The 25,538-nt window shown below is 63.4% G+C and carries 24 protein-coding genes and 2 pseudogenes; 12 read left to right on the top strand and 14 right to left on the bottom strand.

Translation table 11 applies throughout. The features are described 5' to 3' along the window. Positions 1-5 precede the first annotated feature (5 nt). From X757_RS149705 to X757_RS149730, 6 genes are all read right to left on the bottom strand, one after another. The gene (locus X757_RS149705; protein WP_023683032.1) at positions 6-1,148 is read right to left on the bottom strand and encodes a Gfo/Idh/MocA family protein; all 1,143 of its coding nucleotides are present in this window, start codon (positions 1,146-1,148) and stop codon (positions 6-8) included. An 11-nt stretch (positions 1,149-1,159) separates the two neighbouring features. Then, positions 1,160-1,906: a sugar phosphate isomerase/epimerase gene (locus tag X757_RS149710; RefSeq protein ID WP_023726443.1), complete on the bottom strand. Its 747-nt coding sequence runs from the start codon at positions 1,904-1,906 to the stop codon at positions 1,160-1,162. 118 nt (positions 1,907-2,024) lie between these two features. Beyond that, positions 2,025-3,125, bottom strand: coding sequence for an ABC transporter ATP-binding protein (locus tag X757_RS149715; RefSeq protein WP_023726442.1), 1,101 nt, complete (start codon positions 3,123-3,125; stop codon positions 2,025-2,027). 5 nt (positions 3,126-3,130) lie between these two features. Continuing rightward, entirely contained in the window at positions 3,131-4,066 is a 936-nt protein-coding gene (locus X757_RS149720; RefSeq protein WP_023669802.1) for a carbohydrate ABC transporter permease, read from the bottom strand. Beyond that, the gene (locus X757_RS149725) at positions 4,059-4,952 is read right to left on the bottom strand and encodes a carbohydrate ABC transporter permease (RefSeq protein ID WP_023683029.1); all 894 of its coding nucleotides are present in this window, start codon (positions 4,950-4,952) and stop codon (positions 4,059-4,061) included. Before X757_RS149725 ends, X757_RS149720 begins: the two co-directional genes overlap by 8 nt. An 81-nt stretch (positions 4,953-5,033) precedes the next feature. After that, entirely contained in the window at positions 5,034-6,272 is a 1,239-nt protein-coding gene (locus tag X757_RS149730; RefSeq protein ID WP_023726441.1) for an ABC transporter substrate-binding protein, read from the bottom strand. Positions 6,273-6,664: 392 nt separating this feature from the next. Here X757_RS149730 and X757_RS149735 point away from each other — a divergent pair, with 392 nt between their 5' ends. Further along, on the top strand, positions 6,665-7,708 hold the full coding sequence (locus X757_RS149735; RefSeq protein ID WP_023726440.1) for a LacI family transcriptional regulator: 1,044 nt from the start codon (positions 6,665-6,667) through the stop codon (positions 7,706-7,708). 33 nt (positions 7,709-7,741) lie between these two features. Here the strand turns inward: X757_RS149735 and gndA are convergent, their stop codons facing one another. Then, on the bottom strand, positions 7,742-9,169 hold the full coding sequence (gene gndA, locus X757_RS149740) for an NADP-dependent phosphogluconate dehydrogenase (RefSeq protein WP_023726439.1): 1,428 nt from the start codon (positions 9,167-9,169) through the stop codon (positions 7,742-7,744). A gap of 206 nt (positions 9,170-9,375) precedes the next feature. On the opposite strand from gndA, the gene X757_RS149745 reads away from it, so the two are divergent. Next, positions 9,376-9,813, top strand: coding sequence for a VOC family protein (locus X757_RS149745; protein WP_023692002.1), 438 nt, complete (start codon positions 9,376-9,378; stop codon positions 9,811-9,813). A 25-nt stretch (positions 9,814-9,838) separates the two neighbouring features. On the opposite strand, the gene X757_RS149750 is transcribed toward X757_RS149745, so the two are convergent. The 5 genes and pseudogenes from X757_RS149750 to X757_RS149765 form a co-directional block, all read right to left on the bottom strand. Next, positions 9,839-11,464 carry a copper resistance CopC/CopD family protein gene (locus X757_RS149750; protein WP_023686611.1) on the bottom strand — a complete coding sequence of 542 codons (1,626 nt, stop codon included), beginning with the start codon at positions 11,462-11,464 and terminating at the stop codon, positions 9,839-9,841. A gap of 53 nt (positions 11,465-11,517) precedes the next feature. Continuing rightward, positions 11,518-12,035, bottom strand: a pseudogene (locus tag X757_RS01000000164845) (YcnI family protein). A 39-nt stretch (positions 12,036-12,074) separates the two neighbouring features. Next, positions 12,075-12,614, bottom strand: a complete 540-nt coding sequence (locus X757_RS149755; protein ID WP_023712310.1) for a copper chaperone PCu(A)C — start codon at positions 12,612-12,614, stop codon at positions 12,075-12,077. Positions 12,615-12,719: 105 nt separating this feature from the next. Beyond that, positions 12,720-13,076, bottom strand: a complete 357-nt coding sequence (locus tag X757_RS149760) for a DUF2946 family protein (RefSeq protein WP_023713447.1) — start codon at positions 13,074-13,076, stop codon at positions 12,720-12,722. 119 nt (positions 13,077-13,195) lie between these two features. After that, complete coding sequence (locus X757_RS149765; RefSeq protein ID WP_023692007.1) at positions 13,196-14,095, bottom strand: GntR family transcriptional regulator; 900 nt, start codon at positions 14,093-14,095, stop codon at positions 13,196-13,198. Between the two features lie 256 nt (positions 14,096-14,351). On the opposite strand from X757_RS149765, the gene X757_RS149770 reads away from it, so the two are divergent. The 7 genes from X757_RS149770 to X757_RS149800 all read left to right on the top strand — a co-directional run bounded on the left by X757_RS149770 (position 14,352) and on the right by X757_RS149800 (position 21,967). Beyond that, positions 14,352-15,857 (top strand): UxaA family hydrolase, encoded by a 1,506-nt coding sequence (locus X757_RS149770; RefSeq protein ID WP_023712307.1) that lies wholly within the window; start codon positions 14,352-14,354, stop codon positions 15,855-15,857. Between the two features lie 53 nt (positions 15,858-15,910). After that, complete coding sequence (locus X757_RS149775; protein WP_023726438.1) at positions 15,911-16,909, top strand: aldo/keto reductase; 999 nt, start codon at positions 15,911-15,913, stop codon at positions 16,907-16,909. Between the two features lie 73 nt (positions 16,910-16,982). After that, positions 16,983-17,198: a hypothetical protein gene (locus tag X757_RS149780; protein ID WP_023669815.1), complete on the top strand. Its 216-nt coding sequence runs from the start codon at positions 16,983-16,985 to the stop codon at positions 17,196-17,198. Positions 17,199-17,210: 12 nt separating this feature from the next. Next, on the top strand, positions 17,211-18,203 hold the full coding sequence (locus X757_RS149785; protein ID WP_023669816.1) for an ABC transporter substrate-binding protein: 993 nt from the start codon (positions 17,211-17,213) through the stop codon (positions 18,201-18,203). Positions 18,204-18,349: 146 nt separating this feature from the next. Continuing rightward, a complete protein-coding gene (locus X757_RS149790) occupies positions 18,350-19,873 on the top strand; it encodes a sugar ABC transporter ATP-binding protein (RefSeq protein WP_031251325.1) in 1,524 nt (507 codons plus the stop codon). 35 nt (positions 19,874-19,908) lie between these two features. Then, entirely contained in the window at positions 19,909-20,874 is a 966-nt protein-coding gene (locus X757_RS149795) for an ABC transporter permease (protein WP_023669818.1), read from the top strand. Positions 20,875-20,947: 73 nt separating this feature from the next. Next, on the top strand, positions 20,948-21,967 hold the full coding sequence (locus X757_RS149800; RefSeq protein WP_023700146.1) for a zinc-binding alcohol dehydrogenase family protein: 1,020 nt from the start codon (positions 20,948-20,950) through the stop codon (positions 21,965-21,967). 272 nt (positions 21,968-22,239) lie between these two features. Here the strand turns inward: X757_RS149800 and phnF are convergent. Continuing rightward, positions 22,240-22,993: pseudogene (phnF, locus tag X757_RS01000000164840) on the bottom strand (phosphonate metabolism transcriptional regulator PhnF). A 118-nt stretch (positions 22,994-23,111) separates the two neighbouring features. Between phnF and phnG the strand changes: the two are divergent. From phnG to X757_RS149815, 3 genes are read left to right on the top strand one after another with little or no spacing between them, the layout of a single operon-like run. Beyond that, positions 23,112-23,573 (top strand): phosphonate C-P lyase system protein PhnG, encoded by a 462-nt coding sequence (phnG, locus tag X757_RS149805; protein ID WP_023700148.1) that lies wholly within the window; start codon positions 23,112-23,114, stop codon positions 23,571-23,573. Then, positions 23,573-24,184 (top strand): phosphonate C-P lyase system protein PhnH, encoded by a 612-nt coding sequence (gene phnH / locus X757_RS149810; RefSeq protein ID WP_023726435.1) that lies wholly within the window; start codon positions 23,573-23,575, stop codon positions 24,182-24,184. Before phnG ends, phnH begins: the two co-directional genes overlap by 1 nt. Continuing rightward, entirely contained in the window at positions 24,185-25,297 is a 1,113-nt protein-coding gene (locus X757_RS149815) for a carbon-phosphorus lyase complex subunit PhnI (protein ID WP_023726434.1), read from the top strand. A 2-nt stretch (positions 25,298-25,299) separates the two neighbouring features. On the opposite strand, the gene X757_RS149820 is transcribed toward X757_RS149815, so the two are convergent. After that, positions 25,300-25,518 (bottom strand): hypothetical protein, encoded by a 219-nt coding sequence (locus tag X757_RS149820; protein ID WP_023699000.1) that lies wholly within the window; start codon positions 25,516-25,518, stop codon positions 25,300-25,302. Between the last annotated feature and the right edge of the window lie 20 nt (positions 25,519-25,538).

Below are 25,538 nucleotides of genomic sequence, written 5' to 3'. Positions count from 1 at the left end.
CTACCTCATTTCTGCTTCGCCAACAGTTCTTTTGCGTCCTTGACGCCGAGTGCAGCCGGCCGCTCGCAGCTGGTCTGCATGGCGACGAACTTGCCGGTCTCGCCCGACCGCAACAGGCCGGTCATGACGTCGACGGCATGCAGCGCGAGCTCCATCGAGCAACGATGCGGCCGGCCCTCGGCGATCGCCAGCGCCATGTCGGCAAGGCCTGCGGTGCGGTAGTTGGCCATCATGCCCTGGCCGTGCATTTCGTTGGGCACGCCGAACGGATGCTGCCATTTCGGCAGTTTCTTCACCGGTTTTGCCGCCTTGGTTATGCGCACGTCGCCACCGAAGAAATTCGGATCCGGCACGAACACCGTGCCCGTCTCACCATAGAGTTCCATCGGCGCGTGACCATGCGCCCAGACGTCCCAGCTGGTGTTGAGCGTGATCACGGCGCCGTTCTCGAACTCCAGCAGGCCGTGGATCGTTGTCGGCGTGTTGACCGGGATTTTCTCGCCCGCGCGCGGTTTCGACGAGATCGTGCGCTCCTTGGCAGGCGTTGTCGCGAAGGCCGCCACCTGCTTCACCGGCCCGATCAGCTGGATCAGGTTGGTGATGTAGTAGGGCCCGATGTCGAGCACCGGCCCGGCGCCCGGCTGGAAGAAGAAATCGGGATTGGGGTGCCAGTGCTCCATGCCGTGGCCCATCACATGACAGGTGCCGCTGGTGATCTTGCCGAGCGCGCCGGTGTCGATGAGGTTGCGCACCAGCTGGTGCGCGCCGCCGAGGAAAGTGTCCGGAGCCGAACCGATGCGCAGCCCTTTCTTCTCGGCCCGGCTCTTGAGGTCGAGGCCTTCCTTGACCGACAGCACGAACGGCTTTTCCGAATAGACGTGCTTGCCGGCATCGAGGATCTGCTTCGACACCCCGTAGTGCACCGCCGGGATGGTGAGGTTGACGATGATGTCGATCTCGTCATCCTTGAGCAGTTCTTCGACGGTCTCGGCGCGCAGCTTGAACTCCTTCGCCCGTGCCTTGGCCGCGTCCATGTTGATGTCGGCGCAGGCGCGCATCTCGATGCCGCGAAACAGAGGCGCCAGCGAGAAATACGCTTTCGAGATGTTGCCGCAGCCGATGACGCCGATACCCAGTTTCTTTGCCATGATGATTGTTCCTAGTAAGCCTTGACGGATGCGAGCGAGCGGCTGGCGAAGCGCTCGATGTCGTTGGGGTTGTCCTGTTCCATGACGTAATATTTGGCCGCGCTCTTCGCCTGAAGTGTCTTGATCAGGCCGGCCCAGTCGATGGTGCCGTGGCCGACATCCGCCCAGCCGTCCTCGTCAAGGCCTTCGCCTGACTTGGCCATGTCCTTGACATGGACGGCGCTGATGCGCTTGCCGTGCTTTTCGATCCACGGCAGCGGATCAACGCCGCCGCGGATTACCCAGGCGACGTCCATCTCCCAGCCGATGTCGGGCGCAGCCGACAGGATGTGATCCTGCGGCACCGAGCCGTCGGCGAGTGTCTTGAACTCGAAATCATGGTTGTGCCAGGCAAAGCCGTAGCCGGCTTTTTTTGCGGTCTCGCCGACCTTGGCCAGACGCTCGCCAAAGCCGCGCCAGCCGGCAGCGTCGGCCGGCCGCTGCTCGGCCAGCAGATAGGGACAGATGACGAGCGTGATGCCGAGTGCGTCGGCTGTTTTGCGTACGCCGTCGAAATCATTCTCCAGCGCATCGATCGAGAAATGTCCGGTCGGCATCGAAAGCCCGTTCTTGTCGAGTTCGGCGCGGAACGCCTTGGGGTCGTCATAGACGCCGCCGAAACCTTCGACTTCCTTGTAGCCGAGCTTACCAAGCATTTTCAGGATGCCGTCCCACGGCTTGAAATTGCGGGCGCTGTAGAGTTGGAATGACCAGTTCATCGTCTCTGTCCGTTTCTTGGGTGGTTAAGGCTTGGGGATGTTTTCGGGGGATCGTTTTCGCGAGATCGTTTTAGGGGGATCGTTCTTGGGAGGATGGTTTGCGGATGATTCTAGAGGGTCACAGGCGATTGCCGGTCGCAGCGTCGAACAGCGAGGCGCGCGCCGGATCGAAACCGAACTGGATCGGATCGCCGCCGCGCAGCGTCCGTTCCGCCTCGACGCGGAAGGAGAGGTTGCGGCCGGCAAGCTTCGTCCACACCAGCGTGTCGGAACCCATCGGCTCCACGATCTCGACCGAACCGCCGGCTGAAAACGGCATCGACTTCGCCGCGTCACCGAAAGCGATATGTTCAGGCCGGATGCCCAGCACGCAAGCGCCGGCCGGGCGCTCCGTGCCGTCAAAGGTATAGCGATCGAGCGGCACCGAAACACCGTCAGTCCTGAACACTGGAGCAGCACTGGCCTCCAGCTCCCCTTCGAGGAAATTCATCGCCGGCGAGCCGAGGAAGCCGGCGACAAACCGGTTGACGGGCCGGTTATAGATCGTCTGCGGCGCGTCAAGCTGCTGGATGACGCCGCCGCGCATGACCGCGATACGGTCGGCCAGCGTCATCGCCTCGATCTGGTCGTGGGTGACGTAGATCATGGTGTTCTGCAGCTTGCGATGCAGAAGCTTGATTTCGACGCGCAGTTCCGAGCGCAGCTTGGCGTCGAGATTGGATAGTGGCTCGTCGAACAGGAAGACGTCGACGTCGCGCACCAGCGCCCGCCCGATCGCCACGCGCTGGCGTTGGCCGCCGGACAAGGCCGCGGGCTTGCGCTGCAAAAGCGGCTCGATCTGCAGGATCTCGGCGGCGCGGGCGATGCGCTTGGCGATCTCGTCCCTGGGCACGCCGGCAACGCGCAGGCCGAACGACAGGTTCTTCTCCACCGTCATTTGCGGATAAAGCGCATAGGACTGGAACACCATGCCGATGCCGCGATCCTTGGGCTCTTCCCAGGTGACGTTCTTGCCCTTGATGAAGATGCGGCCTTCGGAAATATCGAGCAGCCCGGCGATGCAGTTGAGCAAGGTCGACTTGCCGCAGCCCGAGGGACCGAGCAGCACGATGAACTCGCCCTCTGCGACCTCGAGATTGAGGGTCTGCAGCACCGATACAGAGCCGAAGTTCAGGGACAGGTCCTGGATCGAAACGCTGGTGCCGTTGGCTGCCGTCATCGCCATCACCCTTTCACCGCACCGGCGGCGATGCCGCGCACGAAAAGCTTGCCGGAAATGAAGTAGACGATGAGTGGCACAAGGCCGGTCAGGATGGTGGCGGCCATGTTGACGTTGTACTCCTTCACGCCTTGCACCGAATTGACGATGTTGTTGAGCTGCACCGTCATCGGATAGGTGTCGGGGCGGGTGTAGACGACGCCGAACAGGAAGTCGTTCCATATGCCGGTCACCTGCAGGATGATGGCGACGACGAAGATCGGCAGCGACATCGGCGCCATGATCCGCAGGAAGATGCCCCAGAAGCCGGCGCCGTCGACCCGTGCCGCCCTGAACAGCTCTTCCGGCATCGAGGCAAAATAGTTGCGGAACAAAAGCGTGAGGATCGGCATGCCGAAGATGGAATGGACGATCACCAGGCCGCTGAGGCTGCCGTAGAGGCCGATCTCGCGCAGGATGATGACGATCGGATAGATCATCACCTGATAGGGGATGAAGGCGCCGACGATCAGGATGACGAAGAATGTGTCGGCGCCCTTGAAGCGCCAGTTGGCCAGCGCATAGCCGTTCACCGAGGCGATCGCGATCGACAGCAGCACTGACGGCACAGTGATGCGCACCGAATTCCAGAAGCCGCGCGAAAGCCCGTCGCAATTGAGGCCGGTGCAGGCGGTCGCCCACGCCTTCACCCACGGTTCGAACGTGATTTCGAGCGGCGGCGAGAAGATATTGCCCATCCGTATCTCGGGCATGCCCTTGAGCGAGGTTACGACCATCACGTAGAGCGGCAGCAGATAGTAGACCGCCACAACGATCAGCGTGCCATAGAGGAAGATATTGCGGCGCGAGAAGACATGCCGCGGCTTCGGCCCGCGCGGCCCGGAGGCTTCGCGCTCGGCGGCACCCGCGCTGGCGGGCAAAGGGACGGCCGGGTCAGCCACGCTTCCTGCCTCCAAATTCAAGGTAGGCCCACGGCACGACGACGATCACCACCGAGAGCAGCATCATGGTCGAGGCGGCAAAGCCCTGGCCAAGATTCTGTGCGAAGAACATGTAGTCATAGACATATTTGGCCGGCACTTCGGAGGCGATTCCGGGGCCGCCGCTGGTCTGGGCGACAACGAGGTCGTAGACCTTGACGATGCCCGACGCGATGATGACCAGCGTGGTGATGAAAACCGGCCGCATCATCGGGATGACGATGAACAGATAGGTCTTCCACATCGGGATCCCGTCTACCCGCGCCGCCTTCCAGATGTCCTCGTCGATGCCGCGCAGGCCGGCCAGCATCAAGCACATGATGAGCCCGGTGCCTTGCCACAGCGCCGCAATCGAAATGCCGTAGATGACGATGCTGGAATTGTAGAGCGGGTCGAAGTTGAAGCTCGTCCAGCCGAGGTCCCGCACCACATGCTGGATGCCGAAATCCGGATTGAGCAGCCACTGCCAGACCAGGCCGGTGACGATGAAGGAAAGCGCGAACGGATAGAGGAAGATGGTGCGGAACGTGTCCTCGAAACGGATCTTCTGGTCGAGAAGCGCTGCAAGCAGGAAGCCGATGACCAGTGAGAACACCAGCGAGATCGCGCCGTAGATCAAAAGGTTCTCGATCGAGATCAGCCAGCGCGGCGTCGCCCAAAGCCGGTAATACTGGTCGAGCCCGGCGAAATTCAGCCGTGGCAGCAGCTTCGAATTGGTAAAGGAATAGAACACCGTCCAGACGGTGCCGCCGACGAAAACCACCGACGCGGTGAGGATCATCGGGATCGAGGCGACCTTCGCATTGATGTTGCGGAACAGCGGGTTGGGGCGTTCGCTCTTGCTCATCTCGTCAGCCGGCTGGGTAAGGGCGGTGCGATCCCGGCCCTGCTTTCGCAAGGCCGGGAGCGAGGTGTATTGCCTCCAACGTCAGTCTGCCGAAGCGATGAGGTCGGCGAAGCGCTTCTGCGCGTCTTCGATGGTCAGGTCCGGCTTGGCGAAGAATTCGGCGAAGAGATCTTCCTTCTGCTTCTGGGTATCCTGCGAAAGCAGTTGGTCCGTCCACGGGATGACGGCGCCCTTGGCGAGGATGGCCAGACCCTTCTTCATGCAGTCGTTCGCCGCATTGAGATCGACGTCACCGCGCACCGGCAGCGAGCCCTTCTTGAGATTGAAGGCGACCTGAGTCTTAGGGTCGAGCAGCGTCTCTGCCAACACCTCCTGCGCCTTGGACTTGTCGGCATCCTTGAGCAGCGGGAAATAGAAGGCGTCGCCGCCGGTGGCGATAACTTCGTTCAGACCGAGGCCCGGCAGGCAGGCATAGTCCTTGCCGGCGACCTTGCCGGCAACCTGGAACTCGCCTTGCGCCCAGTCACCCATGATCTGGCCGCCGGCCTTGCCGGTGATGACCAGATTGGTCGCCTGGTTCCAGTCCTGCACATTGGTGTTCTTCGCCATCTTGCGGGCATCGTCGGCGGCCTTGAAGACCTTGGCGATCTCGGGCCCAGCGGCGAACTTGGCGTCCTTGTCCTTGTAGACCTTGAGGAATGCATCGGTGCCGCCGACCGCCGCCAGCAGCACATCGAAGGCGCCGGAAGATTGCCAGGCTTGTCCGCCGACAGCGAGCGGGATGATGCCCGCCTTTTCCAGGGCGGGCGCTGCCGCCACGAATTCATTCCAGTCCTTCGGCAGCGGCACGCCGGCCTTCTCGAAGGCTTCGTTCGACAGCCACAACCACTGCCAGGAGTGGATATTGACCGGCACGCAGTAGATCTTGCCGTCTATGGTGCAACTGTCGAGCAGGCTCTTCGGCCGCAAGATTTCCGTCCACTTGCCCTTGGTGGCGACATCGGTGAGGTCGCGCATCAGGCCGGCCTGCACCAGTTCTTCGGCCTGCCGGCCGTGATTGAACTGGGTGGCGCCCATCGGATCGCCGCCGGTGATGCGGCTGATCATGATCGGCCGTGCCGTGCCGCCGGATCCGGCAATGGCGCCGTCGACCCAGTGATTGCCGGTCGCGTCAAAGGCCTTGGCGAATTCCGCAACCGCCGCCGCCTCGCCGCCCGACGTCCACCAATGGGTGACTTCCAGGTCGGTGGCGGCCGCCGGGCCGGCAAGCTGAAGCGCGGCCGTCGCGGCAAGGGCAGCGGTCAAAAGTCTATAGCGCATTTCGGTTCCTCCCAGAATCTGAAACGTTACAGATTTTCGATACGGCAATTATGCGGTGCGTGCAACCCCTGAGATAAACGCGCTCGAATGTTTTTTCGAGGCGCGAACAAATTCGTTGCGTGCAAACCGGCAAACTCCGCGCAAAACCGGGTGCTGCGCTGCAAAATCATGCTGCAGCGCAAGAAAACCGTCTCGAACCTGATTGTCGCGCAACGTTTCTGGCCGCCAAAACCCTGCCAAAACCATGGCTTGAGAGACCCACGCGCTGCGATATTGGAAATCTGTAACGTTTCAGTATATTGAGGCCTGACGGCGAAGAACCGTGCCACATCGTCATCGAAGCGATTGTCGGCTGGTCCGGCGGCTGCTATGCGCCTGACGGGGCGGGACGAATGGACAGGGACCATACGGAGAAGGACGACGAGGCGTCGGCGCATGAGCGGCCGACGCTGAAAACGCTTGCCTTCATGACCGGGCTCGGCGTCACCACCGTCTCGCGCGCGCTCAAGGATGCACCCGAGATCGGCGCCGAGACCAGGCGGCGGGTTCAACTCGTCGCCAGGCAGATCGGCTACCGGCCGAACCGCGCCGGCGTGCGCCTGCGGACTGGCAAGACCAATGTTATCAGCCTCGTGCTCAATACCGAGCGCGAGATCATGAGCTTTGTCTCGGACATCATCTACGGCGTCTCGGAGGTCATTGCCGACACACCCTATCACCTGATCGTCACGCCCTACTCGCGCTCGCAGGATCCGCTGGACCCGGTAAAGTATCTGGTCGAGTCCGGCTCGGCCGATGGCGTCATCATCTCACGCACGCAGCCCAACGATCCGCGCGCCCGCTACATGCTGGAGCGTGGCATACCCTTTGCCACACATGGCCGCACCGATATGGGGCTTGTCCACCCCTATCACGACTTCGACAATTACGCCTTCGCCGCCGAAGCGGTGCGCCATCTGGCCAGCGTCGGCCGGCGCCGGCTGGCGCTGGTAGCGCCGCCGGTCGGGCTCACCTATTACGACCACACGGTCAATGGCTTTGCCGACGCACTGAGCGAGGTCGACGCCAGCGAAGTGCCGTTCAACGCTGTTTCGATCGACCAGTCGATCGATCAGATCAGGACGCGGACCGCGCAGTTGATGCGCCGCGACGTCAGGCCGGACGGTTTCGTCAGCAGCGCCGCCGCAGCAACGCTGGCCATCGTCGCCGGCATCGAGGATGCCGGCCTGAAACTCGGCCGCGACGTCGATGTCGTGTCCAAGCAATCGTCGGAACTGCTGCATCTGTTCCGCCGGGAGTTGCTGATCGTCAACGAAGACTTCCGCCTCGCCGGCACCGAGCTTGCCCGCGCCGTGCTGGGCTGGATAGGCGGCGCGGCACCTGGCTCTTTGCAGACTGTGGTCAAGCCAGGCGACGTCGTCGCGTATCAGGGCTGACTGGCACGACCTGAGAGGCCGCCTCACCTGACCCTAGCCGGCAGCGCCGCTGCCCCATGGGCCATGGAAAGCCCCCTGCTCGCCGATGCGCTCGAAACCATGCGCGCCGAAGAAATCGCGCTGCGCCTGGATCAGGTTCGAGGTGCCGCGGCCCTGGCGGTAACTGTCGAAATAGGCAAGCGCCGACGCCAGCGCCGGCACGGGCGAACCGGCCTCCGACGCTCTTGCGACGATGCGCCGGAGCGACGGATGCGCCTCCTGCATCATGGTGGTGAAAGCCGGCGCCATCAAAAGGTTGGTGGACGCGCCGCCCGAGCCGAAGGCTTCCGCCATGGTGTCGAGCATCTGCGAGCGGATAATACAGCCGGCACGCCAGATCTTGGCGATGGTCGGCATCGGCAAGTTCCAGTTGAACTCCTTCGAGGCGGCGCTCATCACCGCGAAACCTTGTGCATAGGCGGCGATCTTGCCGGCGAGCAGCGCCAGCTCCATGTCTTTCAGAAGTGCCGCCTTGTCGCCGGAGATCTTGGTGACGCCGATATTGCCATAGGCTTTTTCGGCCGCCTGCCGCTCATCCTTGATCGAGGACAGCACGCGGGCCGCCACCGCCGCCTCGATGGCCGTCGCCGGAATGCCGAGCTGCTGCGCCTCGATGACAGACCATTTGCCGGTGCCCTTCTGGCCGGCACGGTCGAGGATGATGTCGACCACCGGCTTGCCGGTCTTTGCATCGTCGGCGGCCAGCACCTTGGCGGTGATCTCGATCAGATACGAATCGAGCCGGCCCTTGTTCCAGTCCTCGAAGACCTTGCCGATCTCCTTCGGCCCCATGCCGAGACCGTCACGCAGGATGCCGTAGATCTCGGCGATCATCTGCATGTCGGCATATTCGATGCCGTTGTGGATGGTTTTCACGAAATGCCCGGCGCCGTCTGTGCCAAGCCAGGCAGCGCACGGTTCATCCTTGAACTTAGCCGAGATCGCGGTCAGCACGCGTTCGACGCGCTTCCAGGAGTCTTCGGTGCCGCCGACCATGATCGACGGTCCATGGCGCGCGCCTTCCTCGCCGCCGGATACGCCCATGCCTATGAAGGTGAGACCTGAGCCCGACAGTTCCGAAAAGCGCCGCATCGTATCGCGGAAATTGGCGTTGCCGGCATCGATGACGATATCGTTGTCAGACAACACGCCGCGCAGCGCTTCGATCTGTTCGTCGACCGGCTTGCCGGCCAGCACCATGATGATGACCGGGCGCGGCGGCTTGATCGCAGCTGCCAGTTCCTCCAGGCTGTAGCAGGGCACCACCATGTCCCTGAGCGAACCGGCGCCTTCGAGGAAGGCATCGGTGCGCGCCTTGGTGCGGTTGAAGACGGCGATGCGGTGCCCGTGCTCGGCAATGTTGAGCGCGAGGTTGGAGCCCATTGTGCCAAGGCCGATCAGGCCTATTTCGGCTTTTTCCATCGTTTCTTCCCTGCTTTCGGATTTTGTTGAGGCCGCGTTTTTCGGGATGCCCATTTTTCGGCGAGATGATTGACGGGCCTTTCGCGCCACGTCAACCGCCTCGCCGAATTGTGTTGCGTCTGCGTTGTGTCAGACCGAGTCAGGAAGGGTCAGTTGGTGACCAGGCGACGCCTTGCCGATCGAACATATGACGTTAGGTTGAACTTATGGCAGTCAAACGGATGGACAATGTCGGAATCGTCGTCGATGACCTCGACGAGACGATTGCCTTCTTTCGCGAGCTCGGCCTCGAACTGGAAGGGCGGGCGACGATCGAAGGCGAGTGGGCCGGACGTGTCACCGGGCTCGGCGATCAGCACGTCGAGATTGCCATGATGCGCACACCGGATGGCCATAGCCGGCTCGAGCTCTCCCGCTTCCTCACGCCGACGGTCGTCGCCGATCACCGCAACGCCCCGGTCAATGCCCTGGGCTACCTGCGCGTCATGTTTACCGTGGACGACATCGACGACACGCTTGAAAGGCTCCGCAAGCGTGGCGCGCAGCTGGCCGGTGAAGTCGTCCGTTACCAGGACGTGTATCGGCTCTGCTACATCCGCGGGCCGGAAGGGCATCTCATCGGGTTAGCCCAGGAACTCGGCTGAGCGCCCTTCGCAGGCGGGCTGAATATCACTCGGCGCGGATATCGATCGGCGCTTCGATCTTTACCACTTCGAAATCCGAAACCAGAATATCGAGCCGCGCCGTCCAGCGGCCTGGAATCGGAATGACGAGATTATCGACGCGCCAGGTGCCGTCGCCTGGCTTGGTCGCCGGACGCTTGATCGGCTCGATCCCCGAATCGGGCTTGGACAGCACCAGCGTCACTTCCTTGGCGTCGAGCGGGCCGAAATCGCCATCCATGATGACGATGGAGGCGGTGACCTCCCCGGTATGGCCGGGCGTGATGTCGATGTCGGCCATCGCCTTCATAGTGTGGATATGGGTCGACGTCGGTTGTGCCGCGGCGATTGCCAGGGCCCGTGGCGGCGGCGTGAAGCGCCAGCCGGCGGCAACGCCGAAGATCAGGAGCACGATCAGCATTTCGACTGAGATCGAGCGGCTAAGCCGTCGCCGCACTTCCGTCGCTCCGGCCTCGGCCAAGGCGGTGAGCCGCCATCGATTGACCGCCGCCAGCGTGAACAGAAACACCAGCAGCGCCAGCTTGATCAGCAGCAGCCGGCCATAGGCGGTGTTGACCAGTGCCGCCGGTGTCTGCACCTGGATGATGGCGAGCACCACACCGGCGGCGGCAAGCACTACCACCACGGGCATGATCGCGCGCGAAAACCGCCGCAGGAACGCCCCGGCTTCCACCGATTGGCTGCTCAACGCCAGGCCGAGCGGCAGCAGTGCTCCAGCCCAGAAAGCGATGCCGGCGCCATGCAGGAACACCATAGGCCGCGTCAGCCATTGCGGTTCGGCTGCACTGGCATGGCCGCTGGCGGCAAGGGCTGCACCCACACCGGCCAGCCCGGCGAGCGCCAACGGCCTGGCGCCAGCACGCGATCCGACCAACGACAGCAGGCCAAGCCCGAGCGCCGCCAGCGAAATCAGCACCGTCCAGCCGAAGCTGGTGCCAAGCGCCGTCCGCCAGACCACCGGTTGCGCCAGCCGGGCGAGTGGCGCGCCCAGCGCGTCCAGCCCCTGGAACCCGAGCGACAGGGGTGCTGCGACCAGCCCGCACAGGATGGCGGCAATGACGAAGCGCTGGCCTGAGCGCTGGCCTTGCGCCAGCCATGTCAGCGCGAAGGCGCCGCCAATGCCGAGGAAAAGCCCGATGTAGAGAAGAACCTTGCCGGTCCAGATCGCTGACCGCAAATCTATATCGACAGCTTCCCCCACCGCCGGCGCCGCACTTGGCGCGCCAACGGAAAACAGCACCGAGCCGCCGACCGGATGGCCATCGGCGGAAATCACCCGCCAGCTCAAGACATGGGTGCCCGGCCCGAGCTTTTGTGGATTGTCGATCTCAACCGTTTGGTCGCTCAACCGAAACGAGGTCAAAGCGACAGGCGTACCGTCGGGCCGCACCAAGGTCAGCACCAGCGGCGACACAGGCTCGCTGAAGGTCAGCGAAAATTGCGTCGGCGCTCGCTCCAGAACCGCGCCGTCGGCAGGCTCGGCCTTGATCAGCGCCGCATGGGCAAAGGCCTGGTTTGGCGTGGCAAGGACGGCAAGCAGCAGGATCGCGGCCAGCAGGCCGAAGCACCTGCCGGCTGTCCGTTCTATCCGCTGAAAACAGGCCACGTTCATGCCATCCACCAAAACAGTGGCGCGCCGCTTCGAAGCAGCGCGCCGCCAATGCATCATTTCTTCGGCAGCAGGTTGAGGCCGGGCGCCGGATCTTCCAGCGCATCCTCATCCTGACCAGCCGCCGGAATCTCTATCCAACGCGTGGTGGCCCCATCGCATTCCTGCACCACCGGAAAATAGAGTTTTTGCCCGGCCGGCAGATCGGCGGCCAACGTGCCGCGGAAGACGAACTCGTCATAAAATTCATCCGGCAGGCTGCCGCCGCTCCAGTCGACTTCCTTGACGCCCGAGGTCACCGATCGCCATAGAGCTGGTAGGATTTCTCGTACTTGCCTTTCTTGACCTGCAGCGTCCAGCCGGGCTTGGGCATCGGCTTCACCCCGATCACCCCTTCCGGGATCTGCACGCGCACGGCAATCGTCGCCTTGCCTTCGCAGCCATGCGGCACGCGCAGCACGGCCTTGTAGGTCGAACCGACCGGCGCTTCCTGGGTTTCGAGCGTGATATGGCCGAAGGCAGCGCTTGTCCCCAGGACAAGGAATGCAGCGGCCGGCAAAAGATACTTGTTCATGATGGTCCCTCTCGAAAAATCGGTTGGCAAATTGATTGGTCAGTCGTTGTCTTCGAGGGGTGGCGCGCTGCCTATGGCTTGCACGGCAAACTCGACGGTCACGGTTCCGGCCTTCTCGAAAGTCAGCGTGGCGGCAAACATCTGGCCTTCTTTAGGCGGCTGCTTCAAATCCATGAACATCACGTGGTAGGCGCCAGGACCCAGCGTGATCTTGCCGCCCGCCGGAATGTCCAGGGCGCCACTGACCGGGCGCATGGTCATGACGCCATCCTTCATCCCCATTTCATGCAGTTCGGCCTTCCCCGAAATGTCGGAGGAAATCGACAGCAGCCGGTCTGGTGCGCTGCCCTTGTTGACGATGGTGAAATAGCCGCCGGCAACCTTGGCGCCGGCTGGCGTGGCACGGGACCAGGGATGCTCGATCTCGATGTCACCGGCCTTGAACTCATGCGCAAGGACGGAATGGGCGCCGACGAACAACAGTGCAAAGGCAAAGAGGGCGCTGCCGAGACGCTGCTCGATAGTGGTGAAGATAGGGGTGCTGCGGCGCAACGCGCCGGCATGACGAAAACGGGACATGGGTAGGCTCCATGAATATGAGGTCGCGCCTTTGTCCGGCTGCGAACGAGTTTATCATTGGATGATTATCGCCCGCGCGGGTTACGCCAAGCGAGCGGCGGTTTTTCAGCCCGCAAGCGGCGGGGCGCGCGGATTGGCCGGAGAGCGCTCACGCGTAACGTCGGGATGCCTGACTGCCGGCGGAAGAAACGCGACTGTTTCAAAAGACAGGCTCACCGGCGCCACGCCGACGCCTGCCGGCGGCGCATAGGCGACGGAGGCCATGCTGCAGCCGAGCATGCAGCATGCCGGCATGTGCGGCTGGTGCGGATCGCCGCCGGGAAGCTGGACCGCCCCCTCATGTGTACAGATGACGTTGCCGAAAACGTCGAGTTGCGAGGCATCCGGCGCAATGCCGAAAGCAAACACGCCGAGCGTCGACTGGAGCAACAGCACACAGGCCGCGACAAAGGCGGCCATCATGCTCCATCTCTTACGCCGGAAGTCCAAAGACCTGCCTCTTCACGCAGCAACGCTTGGATATCTAGCACGCGGCATGTCGGCGGAAAATCGCCAAATCATCGCTGCGGCAACGCGGCGCGTTAAGAAGCAATCCGACCGATTTCCGGGATCGACGTCAACAGCGTGTGGCGTGCCGACTTCAGATGCTTGCGGCAGGCGGCGTCGACCTTGCCGAGATCGCGCGATTTCAGCGCCGCGATGTAGGCGAGATGCTCGCTCACCGCGACTTCGTTGCGCTCGCGCTCCTGCGCCTTGTTCCACTGGTAGTGGTAGTGAAAGATCATGGCGATGACGTCGTAGAAATCGACGATGAAGCGGTTGTGCGACGCCCGGTGGATCAGCCGGTGGAAGCGCTCGTCTAGCTCCGAGAATTCGTTGAAGCGGATGGCGATTTCGCTGGCCAGAAGCCGGTGCTCGTCTTCCAGCCGGTCGAGATCCGCCCAGACCGGACTATCCCCAGGCAAGGCGGCAAAGGCCGCCGCCGAGCGTATCTCGAACATCTCGCGGATTTCAGTGAGTTCGAGCGCGAAGGCTCGCGTAAACCCCTTCAGCACCCAGTGGCTGTTGCGCCGCTTCTCGATCAGGCCGAAGCGGGAGAAGCGGATGAGGAACTCGCGCACGCTGGTGGTGCCGACGCCGATCTCGCGCGCCAGTTCGAGCTCGTTGATCTGCATGCCGGCCTCGGCGCCGCCAGCCAGCAATCTGCGCATAAACGACCGCTCGATGATCTGGGCCAGTGTGTCTGTCTCCTCCTCGGGGAAGAAATCATCCGGCTTCGGCGCCCTGAGCACTGTCTTGCTGCGTTTGTTCCACGCGATCAGCCCGGTCTCTTCCATGCGCGCCAGAATGGTGCGCACGGTGGTCCGGCTGACGCCGAGCAAAGTGCCCAGTTCCGGCTCCGACGGCAGGCTCTGCGTTTCATCGAGCAGCCGCAGACCCCTGTTGTAAGCGTCCTTGTAGACGTTGTTGCTCTTCGACATCCCTGCCCCGTTGCGCGCCGGCGCTTGCTGTGGCTGGCTTGAAGCGCGATATCACATATGTCCTGGCTCTCACCCGGCAGAGCAAACGCTCTGCGTGTCAGACGCCGCTCCCCACAAGCCAAGCGTCCATCGGACACATGGTCTCCTCCTGAAAAAACAATTGACGCACAAATGTTTTTTCACGATAAAAGACATTATATGTAAACAGACGCGTGTCAATCCGCGCATCCCCAGGAACAGACCCAGGAAACTGCCCGTGAACGCCTCGAACAGCATTCTTCTGTCCCCCGCCGACAATGTCGCGGTCGCCAATGGCCGCATCGAGATCGGCACCCCTCTGCCCGGCGGCGCCGTCGCCACGGCCTTGATCGAGCCCGGCCACAAGGTGGCGATCAAGCCTATCGCCGTCGGCGAGGCGGTGGTCAAGTATGCCCAGGCCATCGGCCGCGCCACCCAGGACATCGCGCCCGGCGACCACGTCCATTCGCACAATCTGGTCTTCGAGTCCGGCCGTCTGCCGGTCGTGCCGCCGAGCGAAGCGGAGCATGCCACCGAAGCCGACCGCGCCCGGACATTCATGGGCTATCGTCGCGCCGATGGCCGTGCCGGCACGCGCAACTTCATCGGCATCATCGCCAGCGTCAATTGCTCGGCCACCGTCTGCCACGCCATTGCCGACGAGGCCAACCGCGTGCTGTTGCCGAAATATCCGGGGATCGACGGCTTCGTCCCGATCGTCCATGGCCAGGGCTGCGGCATGAGCGGCACCGGCGACGGCATGATGGTGCTACACCGCACGCTCGCCGGTTACACCCGCCATCCGAATTTCGGCGGCGCGTTGATGGTCGGCCTCGGCTGCGAGGTCAACCAGCTCACCCTTTACGGCCAGAAGGGTGCGGCGGCGGGAAAACGCCATTTCAACATCCAGGACGCCGGCGGTTCGCGCAAATCGGTCGCAAAGGCGATGGGCGTGCTCGCCGAAATCGCCGAGGAAGTCGGCCAGTATCAGCGCGAGCCGATCCCGGTCTCGGAGATCGTCGTCGGCCTGCAATGCGGCGGTTCCGACGGCATGTCGGGCATCACCGCCAATCCCGCGCTGGGAGCGGCGGTCGACATCCTGGCCGGCGTCGGCGGCATCGGCATCCTGTCGGAGACGACGGAGATCTATGGCGCCGAACATCTGCTCGCCTATCGCGCGGCAACGCCGGAGATCGCCAAGAAGCTCGACGGTTTCGTCAAATGGTGGGAGGACCATGTCGCCAAGCACGGCGCCTCGATCGACAACAACCCCTCGCCCGGCAACAAGCGCGGTGGCCTGACCACCATCCTGGAAAAGTCGCTGGGCGCCGTGGCCAAAGGCGGCCAGACTCCGCTCAACGGCGTCTTCGGTTATGCCGAAAAGGTCACCGGCAGTGGCCTGGTGTTCATGGACACGCCCGGTTACGACCCGGTCTCGGCGACCGGTCAGGTGGCGGGCGGCGCCAACATCATCGTCTTCACCACCGGCCGCGGCTCCTGCTTCGGCTGCCGGCCCACGCCGTCGATCAAGGTCGCCACCAACTCGACCATGTACCACCAGATGGAAGAGGACATGGACGTCAATTGCGGCGTCATCGCTTCGGGTGAGAAGACCATCGCCGGCATGGGCCGGGAACTCTTCGAACTCATCGTCGAGACGGCATCGGGCCGCAAGACCAAGAGCGAGGCGTTCGGCTACGGCGACAACGAGTTCGTGCCGTGGCACCTCGGCGCGACGCTCTAACCACCGACGAAAAAAAACGGGCTGCAACGACGGCTCACAAGGGGAGGCTTTGGATGGACAAACGCCGCATCGGCACGACTGCGCTCGAGGTAACCGAGATAAGCTTCGGCGGGGCGGCGATCGGCGGGCTCTACCGGGCCTGTCCGCGCGAAGCGGCGATGGAGACGCTGCAGACAGCCTGGGATGCCGGCCTGCGCTATTTCGACACCGCGCCCTTCTATGGCTTCGGCCTGTCGGAGCGGCGGACCGGCGATTTCCTGCGCTACAAGCCGAGGGATTCCTATGTGCTGTCGACCAAGGTCGGCCGCCTGTTCCGCCCGGTGCCGGAAGACCAGGTTCCCGATCATTCCTATGTCGACCCGCTGCCTTTCGCGCTCGACTACGACTACTCGTATAACGGCATCATGCGCTCGGTCGAGTTCTCCTATGCCCGGCTCGGGCTGAACCGGATAGACATCCTGTTTGTGCACGACATCGGCACCTACACACATGGCGTCGAGAAGACGAAGCTGCACTTTCGCCAGCTGATGGACGGCGGCTTGAAGGCGCTGGACGAGCTTAAAACGTCGGGTGTAATTTCCGCCTATGGGCTCGGCGTCAACGAGGTGCAGATCTGCCTCGACGTGCTGCGCGAAGCACCGCTCGACTGCATCCTGCTGGCCAGCCGCTATTCGCTGCTCGACCGCTCGGCTGAAGCCGAGTTGCTGCCGCTGTGTCGTGAGCGACAGACTTCGCTGATCATCGGCGGCGTCTTCAACTCCGGCATCCTGGCAACCGGACCGGTGCACGGCGCGCATTTCGACTATCTGCCGGCGACGCAGGACATACTCGAGCGTGTCGGCGCGATGGAGAAAATCGCTGATGAGGGCGGATATCCGCTGGCGGCGGCTGCATTGCAGTTTCCGCTGCAGGAGCCTGTCGTGGCCAGCGTGCTGACCGGAACGGCCAAGCCTGCCAACCTGACGCGCAACCTCGACCTGTTCGACGTCCAGGTGCCGCAAGCGGAATTCGCCCGCTACGCTCCCTACACCATCGTGCAGGAGCTCGGGTGACGAAACGCCACAATCACGGTTCTCAAGAAGGAATGAATATTCCATATTGACTCGACGGTGGAATTAATATTCCATGATGATCAAGGAGGATCGGGAGCGTCTGGACGTGGCACTGAGGATCGGCAGGGAGGTTTCCCCGCCAAGCCATGCGCAGGCCGATATGAAACACCGCTTGCGTCGGCCGGACCGATGCACTATCAAAAAGCGGCAACTGTTTTTTATTGATAAAGTTCTGTTTGGGCCGCGCCTATCCAAATGGAGCTTCCGTAACCTTCACCGGGCGATCTAGGGAGGATTCCTAATGAAATTCGTGACCAGCATTCTCAACCGCCGCTCACTGATGGCACTAGCTGCCGCCTCGATGCTTGCCGGCACGCTGCACACGGCGCCGGCTTCGGCGGCGGACGTGACCATTCCGATCATCGTCAAGGACACCACGTCCTTCTATTGGCAGATCGTCCTGGCCGGCGCCCGCAAGGCCGGCAAGGATCTCGGCGTCAACGTACCCGAACTCGGCGCCCAGGCTGAAACCGACGTCAACGGCCAGGTCTCGATCCTCGAGAATGCCGTCGCCGGCAACCCGGCCGCGATCGTCATCGCGCCGACCGAATTCAAGGCGCTTGGCAAGCCGATCGATGAAGCGGCCAGCAAGGTCAAGGTCATCGGCATCGACTCCGGCGCCGACTCCAAGGCGTTCACCTCGTTCCTGACCACCGACAATGTGCAGGGCGGACGCGTCGCCGCTGACGGTCTTGCAGCAGCCATCGGCGAAGCCAATGGCGGCAAGATCGAGGGCGACGTCGCCCTGATCACCAACGCGCCGGGCGCCGGTTCGCTGGAGCAGCGCAAGCAGGGCTTCACCGAGCAGCTGGCCGCGAAATATCCGGGGCTCAAGCTCGTCGCGGACAAATATGCCGACGGCCAGGCAACGACCGGTCTCAACATCGCCACCGACCTGATCACCGCCAACCCGAACCTCAAGGGCATCTTCGCGTCCAACCTGATCATGGCGCAGGGCGTCGGTCAGGCAGTCGCCGAGAACAACCTTGGCGGCAAGCTGGCGCTGGTCGGCTTCGACAGCGATGAGAAGCTGATCAAGTTCCTCAATGACGGCGTCATTTCCGCGCTCGTCGTCCAGGATCCGTACCGGATGGGCTATGACGGCATCAAGACCGCGCTCGCCGCCTCGAAGGGCGAGAAGGTCGAGGCCAATGTCGACACCGGCGCCAACCTGGTGACCAAGGCAAACATGAAAGACCCCAAGATCGACGCCCTGCTCAACCCGAAGCTCTGAGCCCGTCAGGCAAAAATCGTTTCCGGGGCCTCGCGCCCCGGAAACATTCGATACCGGCTTGAATATCCACCGGCTTGAATTACCTCGGCGATGTGGCTGACTGCATCGCGACGTGCCAACCGTAAGGCCAACCTGGGAGGATTGTCATGACGCCCACGGCGCAGGAACTGCACCCGGCCCCAACGCTAGCGCCCGGCAGGACGATCCTCGAACTGCACGGACTGGAAAAGCGCTATCCCGGCACGCATGCGTTGAAGCCCGTTCACCTTGCCTTCAAGGCAGGTGAGATCCACGCCATCGTCGGCGAGAACGGCGCCGGCAAATCCACCTTGATCAAGCTTCTGACCGGCGTCATGCCGCGCACCTCCGGCGATGTCATCTGGGAGGGCAAACCGGCAGCACTGGCAACCCCGCACGAGGCGATGGCGCTGGGCATCAACGCCGTGCATCAGGAGGTCGTGCTCTGCCGCCATCTCACCGTCGCCGCCAACATGTTCCTCGGCGAGGAGAATTCGCGCTTCGGCATCCTGCAGCAGCGCGCCATGGTCAAGGAAGCGCAGAAGATCATCGACGGTCTCGGCTTCGACCTGCCGGCGCATGTCATGCTGGGTGACCTCACCATCGGCCAGCAGCAGCTGATCGCCGCCGCCCGCGCCACCGTGCGCGGCACCAAGTTCCTGATTTTCGACGAGCCGACCGCCTATCTCACCCGCAAGGAAGCCGACCAGCTGTTCACGCTGATCCGCAGGCTCAAGGGCGAAGGCGTCACCATCATCTACATCAGCCATCGCATGGAAGAGGTGTTCGAACTCGCCGATCGCGTCTCGGTGCTGCGCGACGGCACGCTGGTCGGCACCCGCAACATTGCCGAGACCAATGACGCCGAGCTGGTCAAGATGATGATCAACCGCTCGATCGAGCAAGTCTACCACAAGGAGCATTTCACCCCCGGTGCCGTGATCGTTGAAGCGAAAAACCTGTCGGGCAAGGGCTTCGAAGACGTCTCGATAACAGTGCGTGCCGGCGAGATCGTCGGGCTCTATGGCCTGATCGGCGCCGGCCGCAGCGAGTTTGTCACCACGCTCTATGGCCGCCACAAGAAGTCGGCCGGACAGGTCCTTTGGCAAGGCAAGCCGGTCCACATCAATTCCGAGCACGACGCGATCAAGCTCGGCATGGCGCTGGCGCCGGAAAGCCGCCGCGACCAGGGCCTGTGCCTGAACCTGCCGGTCGGCCTCAACCTCAACCTGCCGATCTACAAGCGCATCTCCAGCAACATGCTGATCTCCGGTGCGAAGGAAAAGGCCGAGGCCGATCGCCAGATCGCCGGCCTCCGCATCAAAACGCCGACGCGCGGCGCCCTGGCCTCCAGCCTGTCCGGCGGCAACCAGCAGAAGATCGTCATCGGCAAATGGCTGGCGCATGGCGCCAAGCTGTTCATCTTCGACGAGCCGACCGTCGGCGTCGATGTCGGCACCAAGGCCGAGATCTACCGCCTGTTCGGGGAACTGTTGTCCAAGGGCGCCGGCATCATCCTGATCTCGTCCTATCTGCCCGAGGTTTACGAGCTCGCCGATACGCTGCACGTGTTCCGGCGCGGCAAACTGGTCGCCAGCCACGGTTTTCGCGCCGCCAGCCATGAAGACGTGCTGACGCAGGCGATCGGCTGAAAACGCCGTCCAGACAAGAAGAAACGGGAGGAACCATGAGCATCGAAACCGCCGCGATCGAAAAACCGAAACGGAACTACAACGTCCTGTTCGGGCTGACGCTTCTGGCGTTGCTGGTTCTGCTCTGGATCGTGCTGTCGGTGGCGACGCCGAGCTTCGCGTCCTCCAACAACATCGCCAATCTTTTGCGGCAGGGCTCGATGATCGCCATCATGGCGGTCGGCCAGACCTTCGTCATCATCACCGGCGGCATCGACCTCTCGGTCGGCGCCGTGGTCGGCTTCGCCACCGTCATTGTCGCCATGATGATCAATGCCGGCTTCCCGATCTGGGTCGCCATTCTGGTGACGCTGCTGGTCGGCGTTGCCATCGGCCTGTTCCATGGCTTCGGCATCGTCAAGATGGGCCTGCCGCCCTTCATCATCACGCTGGCGACGCTGACCTCGTTGCGCGGCATCGGCCTGTTGATGACCAACGGCAATTCGATCAACATCAACAGCGACAGCTTCACCGCGTTCTCGCGCAGTTCCTTTGTCGGCATCCCCAATCTGTTCTGGATGGTGATCCTGGTCGGTATCCCGGCCTACATCTTCCTGCACCACAGCCGCTGGGGCCGCTATCTCTTCTCTGTGGGATCCAATGCCGAGGCCTCGCGCCTCTCGGGCGTCAATGTCCAGCGCACCATCTACATGGCCTACACGCTGTCGGGGCTATGCGCGGCCTTCGTCGGCGTGCTGCTGGCGGCGCGCATCGGCATCGGCAACCCGACCCAGGCGGAAGGTTGGGAGTTGCAGGCGATCGCCTCATCGGTGATCGGCGGCACCTCGCTGTTCGGCGCCGTCGGCTCGGTGCATGGCCCACTGCTCGGCGCCTTCATCCTGGCCACCATCAACAACGGCGCCAATCTGCTCAACGTCAACTCGTTCTGGCAGCGCATCATCACCGGCGCGCTGATCATAATCATCGTCTATTTCGACGGGCTGCGCCGTCGCGGCAAGTAATTCTCCCTGACCTTCTGCGCCGGCCTGCTTAACAACGGACCGGCGCCTTTTTGAGAAACACTGGAATTGCCGAATGAAAGCTGTTGTCTGCCGCTCGCCCGGCGAGCTTGTCCTGGAAGACCGGCCGGCGCCAGGAGCGCCGCCTGCCGGCTGGGCGCTGGTCGCCGTCAGCCATGTCGGCATCTGCGGCACCGACTACCACATCTTCGAAGGCAAGCACCCGTTCCTTGCCTATCCCCGCATCATGGGCCATGAAGTGTCGGGCACCGTCGTCGAGACCGGCGAAGATGTCGACCTTGCCGTGGGCGAGCCCGTCATCATCAATCCCTATCTCGCTTGCGGAAAATGCATCGCCTGCCGGCACGGCAAGCCGAATTGCTGCGTCAGGATCGAAGTGCTTGGCGTCCATCGCGACGGCGCCATGGCCGAGCAGATCCTGGTGCCGGCGCAGAATCTTTATCCGGCAAACGGCTTATCGCTGGCCGATGCGGCGGCGGTGGAATTCCTCGCCATCGGCGCGCATGCCGTGCGGCGCGCTCGCGCCGAACCAGGCGCCCGCACGCTGGTCATCGGTGCCGGGCCGATCGGCCTTGGCGCAGCGCTGTTTGCGCGCATCGCCGGGCTCGATGTCAGCCTGCTCGACATGAGCACGGAGCGGCTGGATTTTGCAAAAGGCGAACTCGGCTTCGCCACGCTCGACGGTTCACAAAAAGCGGCAGCCGAACTGGTGCGCGAGGCAACCGGCGGCGAAGGGTTCGACGTCGTCTTCGACGCCACCGGCAACACCGCCTCGGTGCAGTCGGCCTTCGCCCATGTCGCGCATGGTGGCACGCTCGTGCTGGTCAGCGTCGTCAAGGACGACATCGTCTTTTCCGACCCGGAATTCCACAAACGCGAAATGACGCTGGTCGGCAGCCGCAATGCGCTGAAAGTCGACTTCGACCACGTCGCCGCCTCCATCCGCAACGGCGCGGTGCCGCTGGCGAAACTTGTCACCCACCGCACGACACTGGCCGGAACGCCGCGCGATCTCGCAAGATGGGCGCATGAGAAATCCGGGCTGATCAAGGCGGTGATCGAGGTGGGTTCTTAACATGGCAGGCGGTGAACCCGGCCGGAATTGACCATGCCCTGCGCAGGTCGACCCCCACTCCGTCGAGCTTCGCTCGACACCTCTCCCCCGATCGACGGGGGAGAGGAAAGGCGCGAGCTTGGCAAGGCGGGCTCCCTTCCTCTCCCTCCGGAGGGGGGAGAGGTGGCTCGGCGAAGCCGAGACGGAGTGGGGGAAGGCGGTCCTCAAACGTCAAGCCGCTGACAAGTGAGCGCGACCGAGTTGGTCTGATATCGCATGAGTCTCGACGCTCCCTACAGCGCCGACAGCTTCAGCTCCACCCGCTCCGCCGGAAACCGCGTTTCGGCAAACTGGATCGGCTGGCCGTCCGGTGTGACGTTGACGGCGACCGCGACCAGCACGATGGCGCCGGGCTGCAAATCGAGATCNATCGGCAAGGTCGGCGGCGTCGGCATGACGCGCCGACAGAACCGTCGATTGCCGGAGATAATCGTCGATGCCGAAACGCCGGAGCGAGGCGGTTATCGAACCGGTCTCCGCCATCACGGCATCGATGCCGGCGAAGCGCTTTGCTTCGTACCAGCTGGCGGCGCGGGACACCGGCCGTCCATCGGCTTCGCCGCGCGTCTCCAGCCGGATCACCTCGGTGCCCCTGGCAAGGCCGAGGCCGTCGGCGACGCGCTGGCTGGCCGTTTCAACTACGGACGTGAGCAGCACGATATGCCGTTCCGAAGTCTGTCCCTGCAGGCCCGTCGAAAAACGCGTGCGCGCGCCGATCGGATAGGACAGCCGCTTGCGCGACAACACGAAAGTGCCGCGTCCCTGCTCGGCCCGCAGCACACCGTCCTGTACCAGGGCCGATATGGCGCTGCGCACCGTGTGGCGGTTGACGCCGTAGCGTTCGGCCAGCGCCATCTCCGGCGGCAGCGCGGCATTCTCGGCGAAATCGCCGGACGCAATCGAATGCAGGATCTGGTCGGCGATCTGCCGCCAGAGCGAGACGCCACTGCGGCGTTCGATGCTGCTCGCGCTCTTTTGAGCCACCATTTCCCCCCCGCTCCAGCCCCTGTCATCCACCCGTCATGGACACGGGTTAGATAATAGGTATAATTTGTATAGTTGTCTATATCACTAGACAAATTTTACATGGTCCGGGAGTAACCCAATGCGAGGACAGGAAGCGCGGGAACAGGCCGAGCGCAAAGACGTCATGGCAACGCTGGCGCAGGCTAACGGCGACGACATCGCCCGGCTCTGGAACGAGGCCGGCCTGACCTCCGAGGCCGAGCTTCTGCGTGGCCCGGAAACCGGTCTGGTCACCGTGCGTGGTCGCATCGGCGGCGGCGGCGCACCCTTCAATGTCGGTGAAGCGACGGTCACCCGCGCCACAGTTCGGCTCCCTTCCGGACAGGTCGGCCACAGCTACATGCTTGGCCGCGACAGGAAGAAGGCCAGGCTGGCCGCAATCGCCGACGCGCTCTGGCAGGACCCGGCGCAGCGCAGGACGGTCGAAACCGCGCTGGTGGCGCCGCTGCGTGCCGCCCAAGGCGAAGCGCGCGAAAAGCGCCGCGCCGAGACGGCGGCAACGAAAGTGGATTTCTTCACCATGGTGCGCGGAGAAGACTGATGGACATCGCAGCTCAATCGATCGACGGCGGTTTCGCCGATCCGGTGTTCAACGCCCAGACCGTCTTCCGCGCAATCATGGACGCCATGGCGCGGCCGGGCAGCGTGCAGCCTCTGCCGGCCTTCGCCCGGCCGCCGGCGCCGCTGTCGGCAACCGCCGGCGCCATCGCGCTTTCGCTATGCGACAACGACACCCCGCTCTGGCTCGACCCTGCCTTGCAGGCGTCCGCGGCAGTCAAATCCTGGCTCGGTTTCCACACCGGCGCGCCACTTGCCAACACGCCGGCCGATGCGCATTTCGCCTTGATCGCCAACCCGGCCGAGATGGCTGCTCTCGACGGCTTTTCGCAAGGCACGCAGGACTATCCCGACCGCTCGACGACACTGATCCTGCAGGTCAGCAATCTCGTCTCGGGCGCGCCGCTGTTGCTCGAAGGTCCTGGCATCGAAGTCTCTGCCGCGATCGCGCCGGCGCAGATGCCGCGCCATTTCGTCGAACAGTGGAAGCAGAACAGCCAGCGCTTTCCGCGCGGCGTCGACATCATCCTGGCGGCGCCCGACGGTATCGCCTGCCTGCCGCGCACGACGCGCATCAAGACGATGGAGGCATAAATGTATGTCGCGGTAAAAGGCGGCGAAGTCGCAATCGCCAATGCCCACAGTCTGCTTGCGGACCGCCGTCGCGGCGACCGTTCGGTGCCGGCGCTGCGCCTCGACCAGATCGTCGAACAGCTGGCGCTCGGCGTCGACCGGGTGATGAGCGAAGGATCGCTCTACGACCGGGAACTGGCGGCGCTCGCCATAGTCCAGGCGCGCGGCGACATGATCGAGGCGATCTTCCTGGTGCGCGCCTACCGCACCACACTGCCGCGCTTCGGCTACACCAACGCCATCGACACCGGCGCCATGCTGGTCGAGCGGCGCGTGTCGGCGACCTACAAGGATTTGCCCGGCGGCCAGCTGCTTGGGCCTACCTTCGACTACACCCACCGCCTGCTCGACCCGGAACTCGCCGCCGGCGCCGATGTCGCCGAACCGCTGCAGCGCGAGACGGAAACGCAGGCCATGCCGCGCGTTTCGACGATCCTCGCCCGCGAAGGGCTGATTGAGCCGGATGGCGACATGCCGCAGGACCATGTCCCCGGCGACATCACCCGTGAGCCGCTTGAGTTTCCGATGGCGCGCGACATCCGCCTGCAGGCGCTGTCGCGCGGCGATGAAGGGTTTCTGCTGGCGCTCGGCTATTCCACCCAGCGCGGCTATGCCCGCAACCACCCCTTTGTCGGCGAGGTGCGTATCGGCGAGGTCGAGCTGGAACTCGACGTGCCGGAACTGCCCTTCGCCGTGCTGCTCGGCAAGGTCCGCGTCACCGAATGCCAGATGGTCAACCAGTTCAAGGGCTCGGCCAAGGCGCCGCCGCAATTCACCCGCGGCTACGGACTGGTCTTCGGCCAAAGCGAGCGCAAGGCGATGGCCATGGCGCTGTGCGACCGCGCGCTGCGCGCAACGGAACTCGGCGAAGATGTCGTCGCCGCCGCGCAGGACGAGGAGTTCGTCATCTCGCACTCCGACAATGTTCAGGCGACCGGCTTCGTGGAGCATTTGAAGCTGCCGCACTATGTCGACTTCCAGGCCGAGCTCGATTTGGTGCGCCGCATGCGCGCCGAATACGAAGCTCGAGAGAACCCTGCAAAGGTGCAAGAGAAGCGGGAGGCGGCCGAATGAGCCTAATCGCCCCCGCCATTGCCGCCACCCCCGTTGCCGCCATCCCCGTTGCCGCCGTCATGGGAATGGCTGCTATGCCCGCCGACGTAGCTGCCGTTTCCGCCTGTGACATGCGCGCCATCTCTGGAAGCAGGCAGAAACAAGCGCCGAGGTACAAAACCGACCACGCAGACAAACGCCAGAAGCAGAATTGCAATCTGGATCCAACCGGTCTGAGTCATTCGACTTCGCCTTTATTTCC

This window comes from Mesorhizobium sp. LSHC412B00 (assembly GCF_000503035.1).
GTDB lineage: Bacteria > Pseudomonadota > Alphaproteobacteria > Rhizobiales > Rhizobiaceae > Mesorhizobium.
Note: the sequence above shows the minus strand (reverse complement) of the source record. Positions and strands in the feature narration are given on the sequence as shown.

Bases quoted from the DNA above. Each gene is read 5' to 3' on its own strand.
- X757_RS149760 (WP_023713447.1), bottom strand. From the start codon at position 13,076: ATGATGGCCGCCTTTGTCGCGGCCTGTGTGCTGTTGCTCCAGTCGACG.
- X757_RS149745 (WP_023692002.1), top strand. From the start codon at position 9,376: ATGGCAGTCAAACGGATGGACAATGTCGGAATCGTCGTCGATGACCTC.
- X757_RS149715 (WP_023726442.1), bottom strand. From the start codon at position 3,125: ATGACGGCAGCCAACGGCACCAGCGTTTCGATCCAGGACCTGTCCCTG.
- X757_RS149725 (WP_023683029.1), bottom strand. From the start codon at position 4,952: ATGAGCAAGAGCGAACGCCCCAACCCGCTGTTCCGCAACATCAATGCG.
- X757_RS149785 (WP_023669816.1), top strand. From the start codon at position 17,211: ATGAAATTCGTGACCAGCATTCTCAACCGCCGCTCACTGATGGCACTA.
- X757_RS149750 (WP_023686611.1), bottom strand. From the start codon at position 11,464: ATGAACGTGGCCTGTTTTCAGCGGATAGAACGGACAGCCGGCAGGTGC.
- phnG (WP_023700148.1), top strand. From the start codon at position 23,112: ATGCGAGGACAGGAAGCGCGGGAACAGGCCGAGCGCAAAGACGTCATG.
- X757_RS149820 (WP_023699000.1), bottom strand. From the start codon at position 25,518: ATGACTCAGACCGGTTGGATCCAGATTGCAATTCTGCTTCTGGCGTTT.
- X757_RS149775 (WP_023726438.1), top strand. From the start codon at position 15,911: ATGGACAAACGCCGCATCGGCACGACTGCGCTCGAGGTAACCGAGATA.
- X757_RS149735 (WP_023726440.1), top strand. From the start codon at position 6,665: ATGGACAGGGACCATACGGAGAAGGACGACGAGGCGTCGGCGCATGAG.
- phnH (WP_023726435.1), top strand. From the start codon at position 23,573: ATGGACATCGCAGCTCAATCGATCGACGGCGGTTTCGCCGATCCGGTG.
- X757_RS149730 (WP_023726441.1), bottom strand. From the start codon at position 6,272: ATGCGCTATAGACTTTTGACCGCTGCCCTTGCCGCGACGGCCGCGCTT.
- X757_RS149780 (WP_023669815.1), top strand. From the start codon at position 16,983: ATGATGATCAAGGAGGATCGGGAGCGTCTGGACGTGGCACTGAGGATC.
- X757_RS149765 (WP_023692007.1), bottom strand. From the start codon at position 14,095: ATGTCGAAGAGCAACAACGTCTACAAGGACGCTTACAACAGGGGTCTG.
- X757_RS149790 (WP_031251325.1), top strand. From the start codon at position 18,350: ATGACGCCCACGGCGCAGGAACTGCACCCGGCCCCAACGCTAGCGCCC.
- X757_RS149815 (WP_023726434.1), top strand. From the start codon at position 24,185: ATGTATGTCGCGGTAAAAGGCGGCGAAGTCGCAATCGCCAATGCCCAC.
- X757_RS149710 (WP_023726443.1), bottom strand. From the start codon at position 1,906: ATGAACTGGTCATTCCAACTCTACAGCGCCCGCAATTTCAAGCCGTGG.
- X757_RS149795 (WP_023669818.1), top strand. From the start codon at position 19,909: ATGAGCATCGAAACCGCCGCGATCGAAAAACCGAAACGGAACTACAAC.
- X757_RS149755 (WP_023712310.1), bottom strand. From the start codon at position 12,614: ATGTCCCGTTTTCGTCATGCCGGCGCGTTGCGCCGCAGCACCCCTATC.
- X757_RS149800 (WP_023700146.1), top strand. From the start codon at position 20,948: ATGAAAGCTGTTGTCTGCCGCTCGCCCGGCGAGCTTGTCCTGGAAGAC.
- gndA (WP_023726439.1), bottom strand. From the start codon at position 9,169: ATGGAAAAAGCCGAAATAGGCCTGATCGGCCTTGGCACAATGGGCTCC.
- X757_RS149705 (WP_023683032.1), bottom strand. From the start codon at position 1,148: ATGGCAAAGAAACTGGGTATCGGCGTCATCGGCTGCGGCAACATCTCG.